Origin of the sequence: Rhizobium sullae (assembly GCF_025200715.1) — a bacterium.
GTDB classification, from domain to species: Bacteria; Pseudomonadota; Alphaproteobacteria; order Rhizobiales; family Rhizobiaceae; genus Rhizobium; species Rhizobium sullae.
In genome coordinates, this window is the sequence record NZ_CP104144.1 from 834,029 (window position 1) to 851,888 (window position 17,860).

The following is a 17,860-nucleotide window of genomic DNA, read 5'->3' on the forward strand; positions in this document are numbered from 1 at the left end:
TGGTCTTCCAAGGGGCAGAGTTGAAGAGCCGATCTGCAAACTCACTGTTCAGAAAATCAGACCAATCGCGGATGCCGTGTAAACAGGCTGGTCCGCGGCGGCGATCCGCGATAGGTCAAGGGAGACGATGCTTTTGCGGATTCTCCCATGACCAAGCCATTCGGCGCGATGACTGTCGCGCAACTCTCGGTTCTCATTCAGAGCGGCGCTGCTGATCCGGTCGAGATCGTGCGGTCGATCTTCGAGGGCATAGATAAACACCCGGACAAGGCGATCTTCACGGTGCTTTTGAAGGAGCGCGCCGTCGAAGAGGCGCGCGCCTCTTCACGTCGTATTCGCGACGGCCGCTCGCTCGGCGCGCTCGACGGAATTCCGATCGCCTGGAAGGATCTCTTCGATATCGAAGGCCTTGCAACGACGGCCGGATCGAAAGTGCTGACGAGCGCTGCGCCGACGGCAAGCGATGCGGCGATCGTTACAGCGTTGAAGCGTGCCGGAATGATTTCGATAGGGCGAACGAATATGAGCGAATTCGCCTTTTCTGGTCTCGGCATCAATCCGCATTACGGCACGCCGCAGAACCCCCATGGCATCGATGTGCCGCGCATCCCGGGGGGCTCCTCTTCAGGGGCGGCCGTGGCTGTCGCTGCCGGCCTCGTGCCGGTCGCGATGGGAACCGATACCGGAGGGTCGGTCCGTATCCCGGCAGCCCTTAACGGCATCGCGGGCTACAAGGCAACGCGCGGCCGCTATACCATGGATGGCGTCTTTCCCCTTGCAAAGAGCCTGGATTCACTTGGACCGCTCTGTCGGACGGTCAAGGATGCCGTCTGGATCGATGCTGCCATGCACGGCCTGACCGCATCTAAGGTGTGTGCCCGCCCGCTGAAAGGCATTGAGGTTGCCATTCCCCAAAATGTGGTCTTCGACGGCGTGGAGCACGGTGTCGCGGCTGCCTTCGATGCGGCGGTAGAACGGCTGGCGAAGGCCGGCGCCATCATCAGTCGCATGGCGATGCCCGCTTTCGACGAAATATTGGCTTCGATGGCCCGGTGCGGAGCGCTGGTCACCGCCGAAGCGTTCGCGCTGCATCGCGAACGCCTGGCTGGACCGGAGGCTGCGGATATGGATCGTCGCGTCGTCATGCGCACGCGCCTTGGCGAGAAGACCGCAACGCCGGATTATATTGCGATCCTTGACCTTCGCGCGCGGCTCATCGCTGAAAGCGAGCGGCTGATCGGCGACAGGCTGCTTGCATTCCCGTCCGTCGCCCACGTGGCGCCGCCGATCGCGCCTCTGGAGACGGACGACGATCTTTTCGTTGCGACGAATGCCAAAACGCTGCGCAATACGGCACTCGGCAATTTCCTTGACTGGTGTGGCGTCTCGATCCCCTGCGGCACCGGTGATGCCGGGATGCCGGTCGGATTCTTATTGTCGGCCCCGGCCAATCGCGACGAGGCGCTGCTTGGTGCGGCACTTTCTGCGGAAGCCGTCATTCGCGGAGATTTCGTTTGAAGCATCAAGGCTTTGTTGCCTAGGATGCATGATAGTCGAGGAGGAGACTGATGGCACAGGCTTTGCCGAATGGCCGTTTTGCCGTTTCCACATGGTCGCTGCATCGCATGCTTGGAGCGGTTTATCCCTACAGTCCCGATCCGGAAAAAAGTTCGGGGCGCAAGGAGCCCTACGGCCCCGGTGCGGCCTGTCTGATCGAGCTGCCAAGGCAGCTTGCCGAGCGCGGCATTCACCGGATCGAGGTTTGCTCCTTTCATCTGCCGAGCCTTGAGAGAGGCTATCTCGCTGACCTCGGCCGTGCGATGGAGGCATCGGGCGTATTCTGTCAGACGCTCCTGCTGGAAGACGGCGATCCCGGTCATCGAGATAACGCCGAACGCGATGCCGCATGGATGGCCGGCTGGATCGAAAGGGCGGTTTCGCTCGGCGCGCAGAACATGCGCGTGATTGCCGGCAAGCAGCCGCCGACCGAGGAAAATCTCAGCCGGGCGCTGAAGCATCTGAGGTGGCTGGCCGACGAAGCGGAGGGCAGCGGCGTTCGCATCGTTGTCGAAAACTGGTTCGATCTTCTGCCTTCGCCTGAGCAGATGAACTGGCTGCTGGACGGGTTGGAGGGCAGAGTCGGGCTCAACGGCGATCTCGGCAATTGGGCTGCGCCTGAAAAATATGCAGGCCTTGCCGATATCATGCGCCGCGCGGAGCTTTGTCATGCGAAAGCGGATTACAATGCCTCCGGTCTGGATGCAGCCGACTATAGCAGGTGCCTGGAAGCCTGCAGCGATGCGGCTTATGCCGGGCCGTTCACGCTGATTTACGACTCACCGTTTTTCCGGGATGAGTGGGAAGGCATTTTATTGCAGAGAAGTTTCATCGAGGAATTTCAAGAGACCAACAAACACGCGCTCGCCTGAGCGGTGAACGGAGAATGGCATGACGGAAACATCGGCAATCGACAGCTTTGCGGACAGGATCAGGACGGGCGGGCACGGCGGCCTGGTTTCCGCCTGGGTCGGCATACCCGAACCGATGGTCGTTCACCATCTGACACAGGAAGACTTCGATGCCGTCGTTCTCGACATGCAGCACGGCATGTGGGACATGGCTTCGGCGTCGAATGCCGTTGCCCAATGCCGTTCCGCCGGAAAGCCGGCGATTGCGCGCATTCCGGTCGGCGATTTCGCTTCGGCTTCACGTCTGCTGGACGCCGGCTGCACCGGCATCATCGCGCCAATGGTGAATTCGGTCGCGGATGCACAGGCTCTGGTCAGGTTCACCAAGTACCCACCGCTCGGTGAGCGCAGCTGGGGTCCAACGCTGGCACTTAACCATATGAAGCTTTCGGGCGATGACTATCTTCGCACGGCCAACCGGTTGACGCTGACGATCGCCATGGTGGAGACGCGGGCAGCGCTCGATGCGGTTGACGGCATCCTCGGTGTTGAAGGCATCGACGGCATTTTCGTGGGGCCTTCCGATCTGTCGATCGCGCTTTCAAAGGGCGAAAAGCTCGCGCCGGATACCGATGACATCGACAAGGAGCTGTCGCGCATTGTCGCGCGGTGCCGTGCGCACAAGAAGTTCGTCTGCGCCTTCGGCAGTGATGGCAAACGTGCCGGCGGTTTGCTGAAGCTCGGTTGCGATCTTGTTGTTGCGAGCGCGGATACGACGCAACTGCGTGCCGGCGCTGCTAGTGCGATTGCCGCGGCGCGGTCGTTTGCCGTCAGTGGTTAGGCAAGTTGCTTGACGGCGAGCCAGATGACGTGCCGCGCGCCGCCGCGTTTGCCGTTGGCGCGTATGTTGACGGCGTCCGGAGAAAAGCCGGCGTCGCGCAGCCTGCGGGTGAAGCTCGGATCGGGGCTTGAGGACCAGACCGCGAGAATGCCCCCGGGATGCAGAGCGTTGCGGGACGCGCGCAGGCCGTTGAAATCATAGAGCCGGTCATTGGATTTCCGGGTCAGCCCCTCGGGACCGTTGTCGACGTCGAGCAGGATTGCGTCGAAGTCTGCTCTGGCCAAGCGGATCGTTTCACCGACATCGCCTTGGTGGATTAAGACCCGGGGGTCGTCGAGGCATCCCTTGAAAACGTCAGCCATGGGGCCGCGTGCCCAGGCAACCACGGCTGGAACGAGCTCTGCGACGACCACTTCTGCATCCGCCGGCAGGACCGCGAGCGCGGCACGCAGCGTGAAGCCCATGCCGAGGCCGCCGATGAGAACCTTCGGACGTTTGTGGTCTTTGATCCGCTCGTAGGAAAGCGTTGCCAGAGCTTCTTCGGATCCGCTGAGGCGGCTGTTCATCAGCTCGTTCGACCCGAGCATGATGGAGAATTCGTTGCCGCGCTGCTTCAGGCGCAATTCTCCCCCTTCCCCGGGGATGATCGTGGAATCGAGCTGTATCCAAGGTAGCATCTGCGGCGCAGCCTCACGGAAATTCTTGGTCTCCCCTAACATGAAACGCATGCCGGGGAGATATAAATCTCACGTGAGGGCTCTGTTGCCGCCGCTGTTTTCCTATTGCCGGCACGCTTGGCCGTAGCGGCTTGTCTTGGCCGCGGCGCCACGCTTCGGCGGCGGGCAGCGATTGATCTCGGTCGTGCCGGCGTCGCGCGGTATGATGACATCGACGCTGCCGGTCTCGACCGGATCAAGCGGAATGACGAACGCATTCGCCGGTGCGCTCTCCGGCGAAGTGCCGAGAGGAGGCGTACCGTCAATGCGTCCGGTATAGTCTGTACCCATATTGGATTGCGCCAACACGGGACCGGCGATGCCGAGAAAGACAATCGAAGTCACCGCGATCATCGTGCGCATGATCAAATTCCTTTCGAGCTGATCAACGCGGCAACAACGGCGAAGACGGCCATTTGTTCCGGGGCTGTTCGATCATTTGATCGGGAGCGCTTCGCCTTGAAATCCAGCGGGTTCAGCGTGCTGCCCAGTTGGCACCGCGGCGGAAGATCGACTTCATCTGCGGCACGCTGAATTCATTGGCCTGATGGCCGAGCGAGGAATAGAAAACGCGGCCCTTGCCGTATCTCCGCTTCCAGACGACAGGCATCACTACGCCATCGATCCAGTAGGCGTGATCGCCGGTGAACGTCGTCGTCGCCAACACCTCGTTCGACGGGTCGACATGCATATAATATTGCTCGGACGTATAGGGAAAATCGGCAATCCCCTCCATCACCGGGTCGTCCGGCCGGGTGATGTTGACCTTGTAGTCGATGATATTGCCGGGATGGGCAACCCATTGGCCGCCGATGATGAACTGATACTCGACGCATTCACGGAAGCTGTCGCCCGCACCGCCGTGATAGCCGGCGATGCCGACCCCATTTTCGATCGCAGCGGCGAGATTCTTGATCTCCTCCTTCTCGATCTTCGACATGGTGACAATCGGCACGACGAGGCTCAGATCATGCACCGACGGGTCGGCGAAGGCCTCGGTGCTGTGCTCGACATAGACCTTGAAGCCATCCTCTTCGAGCATGTCCTTGATGATGGCCGCGCATTCCTGCGGTTCGTGGCCGCTCCAGCCGCCCCAGACGATCAGTGCTTCACGCATGTTCTTTCCTCCTGAATATTACTTGCCCAACCGTCCATCGATAAGGGAGTCCGACAGCGGCGCCGGGCGCTCCGTCTCGGTGGTGATCGTCACCGTACGGCCCGTTTCGGAGGCGGTGTGAAACGCCTCCATGACTTCGAGAACGTGGAGCGCAAGGCTGCCGTTTGCCCGGTGCGGGCGGTTCGAACGGATGGCGTGCGCGAGATCAGCAACCCCGAGCGAGCGGTAGTTGCCGTCCGCGTAAGGCGCCGTCAGTTCCTGCGGCTCAAAGCTGCCGCCCTTTTTCAGGAACTGGACCTCGCCGCCGAAATGATTCGGGTCGGGAACGATCAGCGTGCCCTCCGTGCCATAAAGTTCAAGCGGCACATGCTTGTGTCCTGCAACGTCGAAACTCATGCCGATCTGCACGACAGCACCGTTGGCAAAGGCCATGATGCCGGCGACGTGGGTCGGCACGTGCACGGGAATGCGCTCGCCGTTGCGCGGCTCGCTGGTGATGACGCGCTCCTTGCGCGGCGCAGTCGCAAAACCCGCGACCTGCGCCACCGGTCCGAAGAGATTGACAAGGTCTGTGATGTAATAGGGCCCCATATCGAGCATCGGCCCGCCGCCCACCTCGTAATAGAAGGCCGGGTTCGGGTGCCATCGCTCATGGCCGGGGCACATGAAAGTGGCCGTGCCGCCAACAGGCTGGCCGATCACGCCCTGGTCGATCAGGGTTCTAGCCGTCTGGTGCCCACCGCCGAGGAAGGTATCGGGTGCTGCACCGATGCGAAGATTCTTCGATCTTGCAGCATCTGCCAGTTTTTTCCCCTCCGCGAAATTAATTCCGAGGGGTTTTTCCGAGTAGGTGTGTTTTCCTGCGTCGAGCGCTTGCAGGCCGACCGACACATGCGCCTTCGGCACCGTTAGGTTGACGATGATTTCGACCTTCGGGTCGGCAAAGAGCGCGTCGACGCTCTTTGCCGGAAGGTCGAATTCGGCGGCTTTCGCCTCTGCCAGCGATTGGTTGAGATCGGCGAGGCCGCGGATGTCGAGGATCGGGAACGAGGCCATGGCCTTGAGGTATGCGCCCGAAATATTGCCGCATCCGATGATGCCGATGCCGACTTTCTCCATGAATTCCTCCCAATCGATTTTTGAGCTTCAGCGTTCAAAGTGCCGGCCCTGTCGTGCTCCAGGGCGACTCGTAGAGTTCGTAAAGGGCAACGGCAGCCGCACCCTGCGCCCAGAAGTCGTCCGTGGAGTCGTCGAAGACGAGTTCGGTGACGCCTTTCAGCGACGGCGGGATCGCCAGCGCATAGGCATCGCGCAGACTGTTCAAAAACGGCTCGCCGAGCGCCAGGCTGGAACCAACGAGGATGACGCGCGGCGGGGCAAAGAGGGTGACGATGTTGGCGATCGTCAGCCCGACGGCCTCGCCGGCGCGGACGGCAGCACCAATCAGAACATTGTCCTCCGCCTTGATCAGCGCCCGGGCGTGGTTCATGCCGCGGCCGAGACGGATTGCTTCTGCAAAACGCCCATCGGCCTGCTGTTCGCCAAGGATCGCGCTTTCACCTGCCTGGCTCGACAGCCGCACGGTTCCCTGCGGGGCCATGCCGAGCACAAGGTCGCCGAGATTGTGGCTGAGGCCGCCAGCACCGCGGAAGAGCCGATTGCCATGCAGCACGCCGAGCCCGAGCGTCTGTTCTAGCGAAATCAGCACCATATCTTCGAGATCCCGCGCCTTGCCGAACCAATGATGGGCAAGCGTGATTGCATGCGCGTCGCTCTCGATGATGGTCGGCGTGCCAAGCCGCGCTGTCATCTCGGAGGCGAAATCGACATTCGTGTCGCGAAAGATGGGACTGCTGCGAACGTGGCCGGTGCGATGTTCGATGACGCCTGGAAGGCCGAGGCAGACGGTATCGACATCTTCCAGCGACAAGCCGGCATCGACGACGCAGCGGCGCACGCCGTCCTCCACCAGATCGGCGATGACTGTGATCGGCTGCCGGTCGATACGGATCGGCAGCGTGAGCTTCGACAGTACGTCACCGCGGAAATCGGTGACGACGAAAACGAGCCGGTTGGCGGCAATCTTCGCGCCGACCACGCGCGCGGCATCAGGGTTTAACTCGAGCATGACGCGGGGACGGCCGCGCGCCGCCTCGTTGCGTATGTCGCCTTCGTGACGCGGCAGAATGAGCCCGTCATCGAGCAGCGAGGCGGTAATTGCCGATACAGTGGTGGTCGAAAGTTCGGTGCGTTCGCTGATCTCCACGCGCGCGATCGGTCCGTGGCGGCGGATCGTGTCCAGCACGTTCAAGCGATTGATCGCGCGCATCAATTCTGGATCTGCGGTCTTCATGGAAACTAGCCGGGCAATCGCTTCGCTTCAGGGCCGACGGCCCCGAATATTTTTGACGGGATACGAATAAATAACAGACAGGTTACTGTCTCTGTCAAGCGGATTTGGCAAAAAATCGAGCCACTGGGTTGACATCGGGCAAAAGCTCCGGTGAATTAATCCGCATAGGGGAAAAATTGGTGAGGACATTGGCCCCTTGGGAGGAACATCATGACATATATGCAAAAGGGTATTGCCCTTCGCGGCAAGCGCATCGCATTTGTGGCAGCGGCTGCGGGAATCTCCGTAATGCTCGGCGCCGGGGCGGCCTCGGCAAAGACCGTGGTGAAGTGGCTGCATCTGGAGCTCGATCCGAAATTTGTGGCGAAGTGGGAAGAGATCGTCAAGAAGTACGAGGAGCAGCACGCGGACGTCGATGTCCAGATGCAGTTTTTGGAAAACGAAGCCTTCAAGGCCAAGCTGCCGACGCTTCTTCAGTCCGATGACGTTCCGGATTTTTTCTACAGCTGGGGCGGCGGCGTCCTCAAGCAGCAGTCCGAGACCGGCGCGCTCCAGGATGTGACGGCCGCACTCGACGCCGATGGCGGCAAGCTGCGCAACCAATATACTCCGGCCTCGGTCAATGGCCTTACCTTCGATGGCAAGGTCTGGGCTGTGCCTTACAAAGTCGGCCTTGTCAGCTTCTTCTATAACAAGGAGCTCTTCGCCAAGGGGGGCGTAAAGGCCGAGGACATCAAGAGCTGGGACAATTTCCTCGAGGCCGTGAAGAAGCTCAAGGATGCCGGCATTGTTCCGATTGCCGGTGGCGGCGGGGAGAAGTGGCCTATCCACTTCTACTGGAGCTATCTGGTGATGCGTGAAGGCGGACAGAAGGTCTTCGATGCAGCCAAGAAAGGCGAGGGCGAAGGCTTCCTGGATCCGGCCATCATCAAAGCTGGTGACGACCTTGCAGCCCTCGGCAAGCTCGAGCCCTTCCAGCCCGGCTATCTTGGCGTTACCTGGCCGCAGGCGCTCGGCGTCTTCGGCGATGGCAAGGCTGCCATGATCCTCGGCTTCGAAAATACCGAGGCGAACCAGCGCAAAAACGCCGGCGATGGCAAGGGCCTGGCACCGGAAAACATTGGCCGCTTTGCCTTCCCGGCTGTGGAAGGCGGGGCAGGCAAGGTCACCGACACGCTGGGCGGCCTTAACGGCTGGGTGGTCACGAAGAACGCATCCAAGGAGGCGCTCGACTTCCTCGCCTATCTGACCAATGCCGATAACGAGCGCGACATGGCCAAGGCCGCAATGCTGCTGCCAGTTGCCGTCGGCGCAGATGACGGCGTCACGAACCCGCTGCTCGCCGAATCTGCAAAACAGTTGGCGGGTTCGACCTGGCACCAGAACTACTTTGACCAGGATCTGGGCGCCGCCGTCGGTCGCGTTGTCAACGACGTCTCCGTCGAAATCGTGTCCGGCCAGATGACTTCGCAGGACGGCGCGCAGCAAATCCAGGACGCTTTCGAACTGGAGCAGTAGGCGCGCTCCTATTCCTTCCCGGCGCCTCTCAGGGGTGCCGGGATCGGACACGACGAATGCGAAGGCAGGACAGATGGCAAATATTTCCATTTCATCCGGGATTAGGACGGCAAGACCGGCCAAAAATCTTGCGCGGAACCGCAGTTCCGTTGCGCATGACCGCTGGGCAGTCCTTCTTCTCTTTCTGCCGCCAGCTTTGCTGCTTTTTACGCTCTTCGTCATCATGCCGATGGGGGAGGCGGCCTGGTACAGCCTCTACAAATGGAATGGCTACGGGACACCAACGGAATTTATCGCGCTCCGCAACTTCCAGGTCCTGTTCCGGAATGGGGCCTTCACGCAGGCGCTTGTCAACAACGGCCTCATCATCCTGATATCGATCGCCATCCAGGTCCCGCTGGCGATCTGGCTGTCAACGATGCTGGCCCATCGCATTCCGGGCGTCGTTACCTTCCGCTTGATCTTTTTTCTGCCTTACGTGCTTGCCGACGTCGCGGCCGGCCTCATCTGGCGCTTCGTCTATGACGGCGACTACGGGCTCTTTGCCGCAATCTCGAATTTCTTTGGCTTGGCGACGCCGTACGTCCTCGCCGACAAGGATCTCGCCATCTATGCGGTGCTTGCCGTTATCGTTTGGAAGTATTTCGGCTTCCATATGATGCTCTTCATCGCCGGCCTCCAATCGGTCGACAAAAGCGTGCTCGAAGCTGCCGAAATCGATGGCGCGACGGGCTGGCAGAAGTTCCGTTATGTGACGCTGCCGCTGCTTGGATCCACGCTACGCCTTTCCATCTTCTTCGCGGTCATCGGTTCGCTGCAGCTATTCGACATGATCATGCCGCTGACGGGTGGTGGGCCGTCGAACTCGACGCAGACGATGGTGACCTTCCTCTACACATACGGCGTCATGCGCATGCAGGTCGGTCTCGGCAGCGCCGTCGGCGTCGTGCTTTTTATCATCTGCATGACGCTCGCCTTCGGCTACAAAAGGATCTTCATGCGCAATGATTGATACGAGCTCCACCATGCGCATGCCGCTGCAGACGCGGGTCTATCTCTATGCGTCCTTGACGCTGATTGCCGCATTGGTTCTGATCCCGTTGCTGACGACGGCGCTCGGCGGCTTCAAGACTTTAGGCGATCTGCGCACCAATCCTTTCGGACTGCCTGCGGCATGGCAATGGTCGAACTACGCCGATATTCTCTTCGGCGAGCGATACTGGCTGCAGATCTTCAATTCGCTGGTGATTGCCGCGCTGACGGTCTCCCTCACGCTGATCGTCTCATCGATGGCAGCCTTTGCCTTCGCGCATGTCCGCTTCTTTGGCTCTTCGTTCCTGCTGAACTACTTCCTGCTTGGCCTGATGTTTCCGGCAGCAACGGCGATCCTGCCGCTCTTCATCCGGATCCGCGATCTCGGCCTGCTCGATACCTATTGGGGCGTGGTGCTGCCGCAGGTCGCCTTCGGCCTCGGCATGAGCATCCTGCTTTTCAGGAATTATTTTCGCAACCTCCCGGAAGAATTGTTCCAGGCAGCCTTTGTCGATGGCTGCGGCTATCTGCGCTTCTTCTGGTATATCTCGCTGCCGTTGTCGCGGCCGATCGTTGCGACCGTCAGCATCATCTCCTTTGTCGGCAGCTGGAACAGCTACATCCTGCCGCTGATCATGTTGAATTCGGAATCGAAATATCCGTGGCCGCTCGGAATCATGGTCTATCGCGGCGAGTTCGGCACCGAATGGCAGCTGGTGCTCGCCTTCATCACACTCACCATCCTGCCGACGGTCATCGTTTTCTTCGTCGCGCAGAAGCATATCATCGCCGGTCTGACGGCTGGCGCCGTGAAAACCTGACGGGCGCCGCGGATCACCGCCAGAGCTGATGAAAATGCTGGACCGGCCCGTGGCCCGAGCCGACGCAGAGCGTGCCGGCTGCAGCGACGGCTTGGGCTAAATAATCCTTGGCGATGGCGGCCGCGGTTTCAGGCGGCACGCCCTTTGCCAGTTCGGCGGCAAGGGCGCTTGAAAGGGTGCAGCCGGTGCCATGCGTGTTCTTCGTCGGAACGCGCGGCGCTTCGAACCAGGTGATCCCGCTTTCGCTTACAAGTACATCGGGGCTTTGCGTTCCGGCAAGATGACCGCCCTTCACGAGAACGGCAGAGGGGCCGAGTGCGCGCAGTTTTTCCGCCTGCTGTTCCATAGCGTCGCGGTTCGCTGCGGCCGGCTCTCCGAGCAGGGCGGCCGCTTCCGGCAGATTGGGCGTCAGAAGCGTTGCAAGCGGCAAAAGCCGGGTCTTGAGAATGTCGATAGCTTCAACATCGAGGAGGGCGGCACCTCCCTTGGCAATCATCACCGGATCGAGCACGATCGGGATGCGGCGATGCGGCAAAAGCGCGTTAGCGACAGCTTCGGCAATCGGCGCATTGGCGATCATGCCGATCTTTACCGCATCGACGCGGATGTCGGCGAACACCATGCGGATCTGCTCGGCCACGAAGTCAGGCGGCACGGCGTGGACGCCGGAAACACCCTGGGTGTTCTGCGCCGTCAGGGCCGTCACGACGGCCATGCCGTAGGTGCCGCGTGCCGAGAAGGTCTTCAGATCGGCCTGGATGCCCGCGCCGCCCGAAGGGTCGGACCCGGCGATGGAAAGAACGTTGCAGATCATGCCCGTGCCCTTCGGATTGCGCGAGTGATGTCGGCGGCAGCTTGCCGCGGATCGGGTGTGCCGCAGATGGCGGAAACGACCGCAAGGCCCTTGGCGCCTGCGGCAAGAACGTCCGCTGCATGCTTTGCCTTGAGACCGCCGATTGCGACCGCCGGTACGGGGCAGGCCTTCGCAAGCCTTGACAATCCATCAATGCCGATCGGAGGCTTGTGATCCGGCTTCGTCGATGTGGCAAAGACCGGTCCGATGCCGGCATAGTCGACCACCGCCCGATCGACGGTCGCTGCCAATTCCTCGGTCTCCACCGAAAGTCCGAGGATCATCGACGGTCCGATCCGTTCGCGTGCGATGCGGGTGGCCAGATCGTCCTGACCGATATGCAACCCGTCCGCATCGACCGCTATAGCCGCCTCGACGTCGTCGTTCACGATCAGGAGGGCGCCGGTTCCGGCAAGCGCGGTTTTCAGCGCACGGCCGGTCTCGATCAGGCTTGCCGTACCGGCCTGCTTATTGCGCAGTTGCACGATCGTCGTTCCGCCTGAAACGGCGGCGCGCGCCGTCGCGACCATGCCGGTTCCTGCACACAGGTCCGGGTCGAGAACGAGGTAGAGGGACAGATCGAAGCGCTTCATACCGGCGTCACCCTCGCCGCTGCATCGAGCGTCGTGCCGTCAAGCCCAGCAAGCGCGTCAAGGAAGCGCCATGAAAAGGAACCGGGGCCGTCTGCGAGCGCAGCTGCCTTTTCACCTGCGACGGCAAAGCTCGCCAGTGCCGCGACGGTGGCATCGAAAGGCTCCTCAGGCGCAATTGCGGCAAAGGCACCGACGAGGCAGGTGAGCGCGCAGCCAAGCGCCGTCACTTGGGGCATCAGCGGTGATCCGCCTGCAATGCGCACGGCGTTTGCGCCATCGGTGACGAAATCGACCGCGCCGGTGACGGCGACCACAGCGCCATATTGAATAGCGACGTCGCGTGCCGTCTCTTCCGCCTGCTCGACGGTGTCGCGGCTGTCGACGCCTTGGCCGCGGCTTTCGGCTCCGCCAAGCGCGATGATTTCCGATGCGTTGCCGCGAATGATTGTGGGATTGAGATCGATCAGCCCAGCCACTGTTTCGCGACGGAAACCGCTCGCATAATGGGCGACCGGATCGAGAACCCAAGGCTTGCCGTTTCTTGCCGCCGATCTGGCTGCATTGTGCATGCCCTTCACCCAGCTCGCCGAAAGCGTGCCGATATTGATCGTCAGCGCGCCGGCGATTGCGGCGAACTCGCCGGCCTCTTCTTCGGCATGGACCATGGCGGGCGAGGCGCCTGCGGCAAGCAGGACATTGGCGGCGATATTCATCGCGACATAATTGGTGATGCAATGAACGAGCGGCGGCGTCGCGCGCATTGCCGTGACCAGTCTTCCTGGCGAATTTTGTTTCGGCATTTTGCCCCTTTCTGGCGGGGCAGAGACGCCGGGAGCCAAGCACAATAAGACCGAAGGCTCCGAGCGACTCCCTCCGCCAGCATTATCCGGTTCAGGTTCGAAGGGTACTTCTCAGCCCGTCTCGCAACGAACGCCCCTGTCTCTCATTGTGATCTTCTTCGCAGACAAACGCCGATCTGTCACCCTGAAAAAAGTACATGGCTGGCTTGTGACCGCAACTGGCCAGAGATTGGAAGACTGCTGGCGCGTTGGCAAGCAGCGAGGTGATCGCGATGCCGCGGCCAGGCGGTACTCGGCACGCAGAGGAGAAACCAGGCAACAGAAAGATAGTCTGCGGGCTGGATGAGCAACCGCAGTTGTCCTGGACCTTGTTTGGGCTGGTTGAGTCCTGCCACCATTGGACGTTGAGAGGCTGCGATGGGAAACTCGGGCCTTCTCGTTGACCGAAAAGGCAAACTTCACCATTATGACGACGCTGAATCAGGGATGACCCCTGCAAGAACGAGCCGATGCGTCTGTTGATCAACGTCATTGTCGCGACCATGATGCTGCTGGGTTCGCTTGCCGCGCCCTGCATCGCCGCGCCAGTCGATCGCGCCCGCGCCGACCAGGTCGTCGTCGGTGTTCCTTCGACCCCCCATGGACACGATCGCGGTGACGGCCGATCTGTTTCGAGAATGCACTGTCAGCAGGACGGCATCGTCGCACAGGCTCCCGATCTCCTTTATTCGCAGCCGGACGCCATCGCGTTTGGCGTTATCGCTGCCATTGCCTTTGCGGGCGTTCTCGAAACAGTCGAGCAGCGCCCCCCGATCGCCTCGGTCTGATTTCCGTTCGCTCGAATCCAGACAAGAGGGAAGGGGCATGACTCTACGCATGTCGATATTTTCAAGCTACGGCAGTAAGTTATATACGTGTTTTAATGTTCTGCATCAAATAAACCGGGGCCGGCGATACCTCCGCGAGTTGGCGCTTGCCGTCGTCGCGGTGGCCCTGAGCGGCTGCATGCAGTCGCTCGACGGTCTCGGCGAGCCGTCGCACGACGTACCGCCGAAGCTGCTGGCCAGCATGCGCGCCAAAGGCATGAAGCCGGAAAGTCCAGTCCTCGTGCGCATCTTCAAGATGGAAAGCGAACTGGAGGTCTGGAAAGTCGACGGCAGCGGCAAATACGCGGTGCTCAAGGTCTATCCGATGTGCCGTTGGTCCGGCAAGCTTGGCCCCAAGACGAAGACCGGAGACCGACAGGCGCCCGAGGGTTTCTACCGCGTCTCGATGGGAGGTCTTAATCCAAAATCGCAATTCTATCTCTCCTTCAACCTCGGCTATCCGAACCGTCTGGAGACCGCACTCGGTTATTCCGGCGAGGCCCTGATGGTACATGGCGCCTGCTCGTCGTCGGGGTGCTTTGCTCTGACCGACCAGGGAGTGGGGGAAATTTACGCCGTGGTCGAGAAGGCCTTAAAAGGCGGGCAGCAAGCGCTCCAGGTCCAGGCCTATCCATTTCGCATGACGCCGAAGAACCTGGCAGCACATCGCGACGACCCGAATTTCGCCTTCTGGAAGAACCTCAAGGAAGGCTACGACATCTTCGAAGTTCGGCGACGCGAGCCGAGGGTCGCCGCCTGTAGCAGGAAGTACGTTTTCGACGCCGAATTCAAGGGCGGCGATCCTGGCGATCCGCTCGCGGGATGCCCGGAGCGCATCGATCCATCCGATCCGGCTGTCGTGGCCAAATCGTCCGCCGACGATCGGAAATACCGGGAACTGGCCGCCAAAAGCTTCACGCCGCTCGCCTATCAGGATGGCGGCATGCACTCAAGCTTCCGCGCGCTCCTCGAGGAAAACGGCGACGTCAAGCTCGCGGAGAAGGTCTCCGTCATCAAGTATCCGATCAGTCGCCCGGTAGCGGCGCTGGCCGATCCGTTCGACGGAAGCAAGTGACGAATCCTGTCGGGATCGCGGAGGCTGCCGCGTTCCACGACGCACGTGAAAGCGAGGACGCCGTGCAAATGACCCTTGCGGCGATCAGGATGGCGTTTGCCACGGCCGTCCACGCCCATGAAGCGCTGTCGGGCTTCACCTACGAGCCGTTCTGGCGCAACGAAGACGGTGACAGCGGCGATTGCAGAGGATTTCGTCCAACGCCGTTCGCCCCCGGTCAGGAAGGATGAAGTGACGCTGCTGCCTGGCGACCATCGGTTGGCGACGCGCAGACACGTTTTCCTTATCCGACAGGCCCAGATAAGGGAGTCGCCGGACGGCGCCTATAACCTCCGCTTGTTTCCAACGAAGATACGGTGCGACCCTTCTATGCGCCCCCAATGGGGTTCTAAGGCAGAGGAGAACGTCGAACCAGGCGGGGAATGGCGGCTCATGCGCGGCCCGCTCGCGGTCGGGCTCAAGCGCCCGTCGTATTGCGCCGGGACGATGGCGATCGATTACCCGCCGGAATCAAAACGCCGGATCTTGCCGAAAAAATTCAACCCATGTCGATCTTGGGCCTGCCCGAACGTCCTAGGTCGGTGAGGCGCTGCGGCGCCAGAAGCCATTCGCGGCGTCACGTGAGATCATGGGAGATAATTGACATGAGCTTTTCTTACCGTTGGGTCATCGTCGGTGCTGGCGCATTGATGACCTGTGTCGCCATTGGCGCGATGTTTTCGCTGGCAATCTTCCTGGAACCGATGGCGACGACGACCCATTGGTCTCGCGCCGGCATATCGAGCGCCATGACGCTCAATTTTCTCGTCATGGGCGTCGGAGGCTTTGCATGGGGTGCGGCAACCGACCGTTTCGGCCCGCGCATCGTCGTGCTGACCGGCGCAGGGCTCCTGGGGCTTGCTCTCGTCCTGGCAAGCCAGACGGAGTCGCTGCTTGCATTTCAATTGACTTACGGTGTTCTCGTCGGCCTTGCAGCCAGCGCTTTCTTCGCTCCGATGATCGCGACCACCACCGCCTGGTTCGAAACGAACCGCAGCCTTGCGGTTTCCTTGGTCTCCGCCGGCATGGGAGTGGCGCCGATGACGATCTCGCCTTTCGCACGCTGGCTGATCTCGGCCTATGACTGGCGGACAGCCATGTTCGTCATCGGCATTGTGGCCTGGGCGCTGCTTGTGCCGGCGGCCCTGCTGATCCGCCGTTCGCCGGCTCCCGCTAACCCTGCCGATGCAAGCCCGGGTCTGATCGCCGAGGGTGAGGGGATGTCGATCAAGCAAGCGTTCCGCTCGCCGCAGCTCCTTGTCCTCGGACTGACATTCTTCGCCTGCTGCGCGGCGCATGCGGGACCGATCTTTCACATGGTGAGCTATGCGATGGTGTGCGGCGTGGCGCCGATGGCTGCCGTCAGCATCTACAGCGTCGAAGGCCTGGCTGGGCTGGGCGGCCGCGTTCTCTTCGGTGTGCTCGGCGACAGACTTGGCGTCAAACCGGTGCTGGTCGCCGGGCTGATGGTCCAGGCGCTTGCGATCGCGACCTATCTCTTCGTCAGCCAGCTTAGCGAGTTTTATGCCCTCGCCGTCATTTTCGGTGGCGCCTATGGCGGTGTGATGCCGCTCTATGCGGTGCTGGCCCGGGAGTATTTCGGACCGCGCATCATCGGCACGGTGTTTGGCGCGGTGACCATGCTCTCAAGCATCGGCATGGCGTTCGGCCCGCTCGCAGGCGGCTGGATTTTCGATACATTCGCCAACTATTCCTGGCTCTTCATCGGCTCAGCCGTCGTGGGTCTCGGCGCCGTGGCGATAGCGCTTGCCTTCCCGCCGCTGCCGCGCGCGCGGCTTCAGCAGGCATAGGTCGTATACGGCAGCCTCCTTTACGGCGACCAACGCAGCGCCGCCGTTACCACCGGTGCGTCCCACAAAGCTATCTCCTCGTCGGTCAGCAACGCCAGCGTGACCGACAGGCCCTGCATGTCGAGCGAGGTGACATAGGTACCAACCAGCGCGCGTTCGATGTGGACCATCCGCTCTTCCATGAAGCGGTGGGCGGCATAGTAGGCAAGGTAAAGTTCGGCCGGCGGCGTGGCGCCAAGGCCGTTGACGAAGAGCAGGGCCTTCGTGTCCGGCTGTATGGAGATGTCTGCGGAGATTGTCTCGCAGAGATGGCGGATTATGGCCTCGGCTGAGGAGAAGTGCTCTCTCGAATGGCCCGGTTCTCCGTGGATCCCGATGCCCATTTCCATTTCGTCGGCGTTCAATGAAAATGTCGGCCGCTGGTTCTGCGGCATCGTGACTCCACCGAGCGCCACGCCCATTGTCCGGATACGGCCATTCAACCGGTCACCGATCCGCTTCAGCTCCCCAAGTTCCAGACCCTGTTCTGCGGCTGCACCGACGATCTTCTCGACGACCAGCGTGCCCGCGACACCGCGGCGTCCACGGCCTTCGCCGGTCCTTGCCGTCTCGATATCGTCGCTGACGACGACAGTCTCGATCCTGTGCCGATCAGCGGCCATTTCCATCGCCATCTCGAAATTCATGACGTCGCCGTCGTAGTTCTTGATGATGAGCAGGCATCCGGCGCCCGTGTCCGCCTCCTCGATGGCGCTCGCGATCTGGTCCGGCGTCGGTGACGTGAAAATATGCCCGAAACAGGCAGCGTCCAGCATTCCCTTGCCGACGAAGCCGATATGCATCGGCTCGTGACCAGCGCCCCCGCCGGAGATGAGCGCGACCTTGCCCGGCGTGAGGTGGCGACGGCGAATACATTTCCGCCCAGTGCCGAACACGACGAACGCCTCATGGGCGCGGACGAAACCTTCCATGCTTTCGGCAACCATGGTTTCCGCCGTGTTCATGAACTTCTTCATC

Annotated in this window: 19 protein-coding genes and 1 riboswitch; of the genes, 10 read left to right on the forward strand and 9 right to left on the reverse strand. The window is 61.2% G+C overall.

Annotated features, from left to right (window positions below; translation table 11 throughout):
* Positions 1-147: 147 nt before the first annotated feature.
* Genes N2599_RS24710 through N2599_RS24720 form a run of 3 tightly spaced genes read left to right on the forward strand, consistent with a single transcriptional unit; the run spans position 148 to position 3,249 of the window.
* Positions 148-1,518, forward strand: a complete 1,371-nt coding sequence (locus N2599_RS24710) for an amidase (RefSeq protein WP_027510945.1) — start codon at positions 148-150, stop codon at positions 1,516-1,518.
* A gap of 50 nt (positions 1,519-1,568) precedes the next feature.
* Positions 1,569-2,429, forward strand: coding sequence for a sugar phosphate isomerase/epimerase family protein (locus N2599_RS24715; RefSeq protein WP_027510944.1), 861 nt, complete (start codon positions 1,569-1,571; stop codon positions 2,427-2,429).
* 19 nt (positions 2,430-2,448) lie between these two features.
* Positions 2,449-3,249, forward strand: a complete 801-nt coding sequence (locus N2599_RS24720; protein ID WP_027510943.1) for an HpcH/HpaI aldolase family protein — start codon at positions 2,449-2,451, stop codon at positions 3,247-3,249.
* Here N2599_RS24720 and N2599_RS24725 read toward each other — a convergent pair.
* The 5 genes from N2599_RS24725 to N2599_RS24745 all read right to left on the reverse strand — a co-directional run bounded on the left by N2599_RS24725 (position 3,246) and on the right by N2599_RS24745 (position 7,435).
* Complete coding sequence (locus N2599_RS24725) at positions 3,246-3,926, reverse strand: spermidine synthase (RefSeq protein WP_027510942.1); 681 nt, start codon at positions 3,924-3,926, stop codon at positions 3,246-3,248. The two genes, N2599_RS24720 and N2599_RS24725, sit on opposite strands and share 4 nt — an antisense overlap.
* A gap of 102 nt (positions 3,927-4,028) precedes the next feature.
* Positions 4,029-4,328 carry a hypothetical protein gene (locus N2599_RS24730; protein ID WP_037142316.1) on the reverse strand — a complete coding sequence of 100 codons (300 nt, stop codon included), beginning with the start codon at positions 4,326-4,328 and terminating at the stop codon, positions 4,029-4,031.
* Positions 4,329-4,440: 112 nt separating this feature from the next.
* Entirely contained in the window at positions 4,441-5,082 is a 642-nt protein-coding gene (locus tag N2599_RS24735) for a ThuA domain-containing protein (RefSeq protein ID WP_027510941.1), read from the reverse strand.
* Positions 5,083-5,100: 18 nt separating this feature from the next.
* A complete protein-coding gene (locus N2599_RS24740; protein ID WP_027510940.1) occupies positions 5,101-6,201 on the reverse strand; it encodes a Gfo/Idh/MocA family protein in 1,101 nt (366 codons plus the stop codon).
* A 34-nt stretch (positions 6,202-6,235) separates the two neighbouring features.
* The gene (locus N2599_RS24745; protein WP_027510939.1) at positions 6,236-7,435 is read right to left on the reverse strand and encodes an ROK family transcriptional regulator; all 1,200 of its coding nucleotides are present in this window, start codon (positions 7,433-7,435) and stop codon (positions 6,236-6,238) included.
* Between the two features lie 210 nt (positions 7,436-7,645).
* On the opposite strand from N2599_RS24745, the gene N2599_RS24750 reads away from it, so the two are divergent.
* From N2599_RS24750 to N2599_RS24760, 3 genes are all read left to right on the forward strand, one after another.
* Positions 7,646-8,953 (forward strand): ABC transporter substrate-binding protein, encoded by a 1,308-nt coding sequence (locus tag N2599_RS24750; protein ID WP_027510938.1) that lies wholly within the window; start codon positions 7,646-7,648, stop codon positions 8,951-8,953.
* A 73-nt stretch (positions 8,954-9,026) separates the two neighbouring features.
* Entirely contained in the window at positions 9,027-9,965 is a 939-nt protein-coding gene (locus N2599_RS24755; RefSeq protein ID WP_027510937.1) for a carbohydrate ABC transporter permease, read from the forward strand.
* Positions 9,958-10,806, forward strand: coding sequence for a carbohydrate ABC transporter permease (locus tag N2599_RS24760; RefSeq protein WP_027510936.1), 849 nt, complete (start codon positions 9,958-9,960; stop codon positions 10,804-10,806). The genes N2599_RS24755 and N2599_RS24760 overlap by 8 nt, the downstream gene beginning before the upstream one ends.
* A gap of 13 nt (positions 10,807-10,819) precedes the next feature.
* Here N2599_RS24760 and thiD read toward each other — a convergent pair whose 3' ends face one another.
* The 3 genes from thiD to thiM are packed head-to-tail and all read right to left on the reverse strand — an operon-like array spanning position 10,820 to position 13,052.
* Positions 10,820-11,620 (reverse strand): bifunctional hydroxymethylpyrimidine kinase/phosphomethylpyrimidine kinase, encoded by an 801-nt coding sequence (gene thiD, locus N2599_RS24765; protein WP_027510935.1) that lies wholly within the window; start codon positions 11,618-11,620, stop codon positions 10,820-10,822.
* A complete protein-coding gene (thiE, locus tag N2599_RS24770; RefSeq protein ID WP_027510934.1) occupies positions 11,617-12,252 on the reverse strand; it encodes a thiamine phosphate synthase in 636 nt (211 codons plus the stop codon). The genes thiD and thiE overlap by 4 nt, the downstream gene beginning before the upstream one ends.
* Entirely contained in the window at positions 12,249-13,052 is an 804-nt protein-coding gene (gene thiM / locus N2599_RS24775; protein ID WP_027510933.1) for a hydroxyethylthiazole kinase, read from the reverse strand. The genes thiE and thiM overlap by 4 nt, the downstream gene beginning before the upstream one ends.
* A 51-nt stretch (positions 13,053-13,103) precedes the next feature.
* A riboswitch (TPP riboswitch) is annotated at positions 13,104-13,200 on the reverse strand.
* Positions 13,201-13,561: 361 nt separating this feature from the next.
* Between thiM and N2599_RS24780 the strand changes: the two genes are divergently transcribed.
* The 4 genes from N2599_RS24780 (at position 13,562) to N2599_RS24795 (ending at position 16,843) form a co-directional block, all read left to right on the forward strand.
* Complete coding sequence (locus N2599_RS24780; RefSeq protein ID WP_027510932.1) at positions 13,562-13,879, forward strand: hypothetical protein; 318 nt, start codon at positions 13,562-13,564, stop codon at positions 13,877-13,879.
* 178 nt (positions 13,880-14,057) lie between these two features.
* Entirely contained in the window at positions 14,058-14,993 is a 936-nt protein-coding gene (locus tag N2599_RS24785; RefSeq protein WP_063829610.1) for a L,D-transpeptidase family protein, read from the forward strand.
* Positions 14,990-15,223 (forward strand): hypothetical protein, encoded by a 234-nt coding sequence (locus N2599_RS24790; protein ID WP_244914995.1) that lies wholly within the window; start codon positions 14,990-14,992, stop codon positions 15,221-15,223. The genes N2599_RS24785 and N2599_RS24790 overlap by 4 nt, the downstream gene beginning before the upstream one ends.
* 414 nt (positions 15,224-15,637) lie before the next feature.
* Positions 15,638-16,843 (forward strand): MFS transporter, encoded by a 1,206-nt coding sequence (locus tag N2599_RS24795; protein WP_027510930.1) that lies wholly within the window; start codon positions 15,638-15,640, stop codon positions 16,841-16,843.
* A gap of 20 nt (positions 16,844-16,863) precedes the next feature.
* Here the strand turns inward: N2599_RS24795 and dhaK are convergent, their stop codons facing one another.
* Positions 16,864-17,859: a dihydroxyacetone kinase subunit DhaK gene (gene dhaK, locus N2599_RS24800; RefSeq protein WP_027510929.1), complete on the reverse strand. Its 996-nt coding sequence runs from the start codon at positions 17,857-17,859 to the stop codon at positions 16,864-16,866.
* Position 17,860: the final 1 nt, after the last annotated feature.

Bases quoted from the DNA above. Each gene is read 5' to 3' on its own strand.
- N2599_RS24730 (WP_037142316.1), bottom strand. From the start codon at position 4,328: ATGCGCACGATGATCGCGGTGACTTCGATTGTCTTTCTCGGCATCGCC.
- thiE (WP_027510934.1), bottom strand. From the start codon at position 12,252: ATGAAGCGCTTCGATCTGTCCCTCTACCTCGTTCTCGACCCGGACCTG.
- N2599_RS24740 (WP_027510940.1), bottom strand. From the start codon at position 6,201: ATGGAGAAAGTCGGCATCGGCATCATCGGATGCGGCAATATTTCGGGC.
- N2599_RS24725 (WP_027510942.1), bottom strand. From the start codon at position 3,926: ATGCTACCTTGGATACAGCTCGATTCCACGATCATCCCCGGGGAAGGG.
- thiM (WP_027510933.1), bottom strand. From the start codon at position 13,052: ATGCCGAAACAAAATTCGCCAGGAAGACTGGTCACGGCAATGCGCGCG.
- N2599_RS24720 (WP_027510943.1), top strand. From the start codon at position 2,449: ATGACGGAAACATCGGCAATCGACAGCTTTGCGGACAGGATCAGGACG.
- N2599_RS24735 (WP_027510941.1), bottom strand. From the start codon at position 5,082: ATGCGTGAAGCACTGATCGTCTGGGGCGGCTGGAGCGGCCACGAACCG.
- N2599_RS24785 (WP_063829610.1), top strand. From the start codon at position 14,058: ATGCAGTCGCTCGACGGTCTCGGCGAGCCGTCGCACGACGTACCGCCG.
- thiD (WP_027510935.1), bottom strand. From the start codon at position 11,620: ATGATCTGCAACGTTCTTTCCATCGCCGGGTCCGACCCTTCGGGCGGC.
- N2599_RS24745 (WP_027510939.1), bottom strand. From the start codon at position 7,435: ATGAAGACCGCAGATCCAGAATTGATGCGCGCGATCAATCGCTTGAAC.
- N2599_RS24750 (WP_027510938.1), top strand. From the start codon at position 7,646: ATGACATATATGCAAAAGGGTATTGCCCTTCGCGGCAAGCGCATCGCA.
- N2599_RS24710 (WP_027510945.1), top strand. From the start codon at position 148: ATGACCAAGCCATTCGGCGCGATGACTGTCGCGCAACTCTCGGTTCTC.
- N2599_RS24795 (WP_027510930.1), top strand. From the start codon at position 15,638: ATGAGCTTTTCTTACCGTTGGGTCATCGTCGGTGCTGGCGCATTGATG.
- N2599_RS24715 (WP_027510944.1), top strand. From the start codon at position 1,569: ATGGCACAGGCTTTGCCGAATGGCCGTTTTGCCGTTTCCACATGGTCG.
- dhaK (WP_027510929.1), bottom strand. From the start codon at position 17,859: ATGAAGAAGTTCATGAACACGGCGGAAACCATGGTTGCCGAAAGCATG.
- N2599_RS24780 (WP_027510932.1), top strand. From the start codon at position 13,562: ATGCGTCTGTTGATCAACGTCATTGTCGCGACCATGATGCTGCTGGGT.
- N2599_RS24760 (WP_027510936.1), top strand. From the start codon at position 9,958: ATGATTGATACGAGCTCCACCATGCGCATGCCGCTGCAGACGCGGGTC.
- N2599_RS24755 (WP_027510937.1), top strand. From the start codon at position 9,027: ATGGCAAATATTTCCATTTCATCCGGGATTAGGACGGCAAGACCGGCC.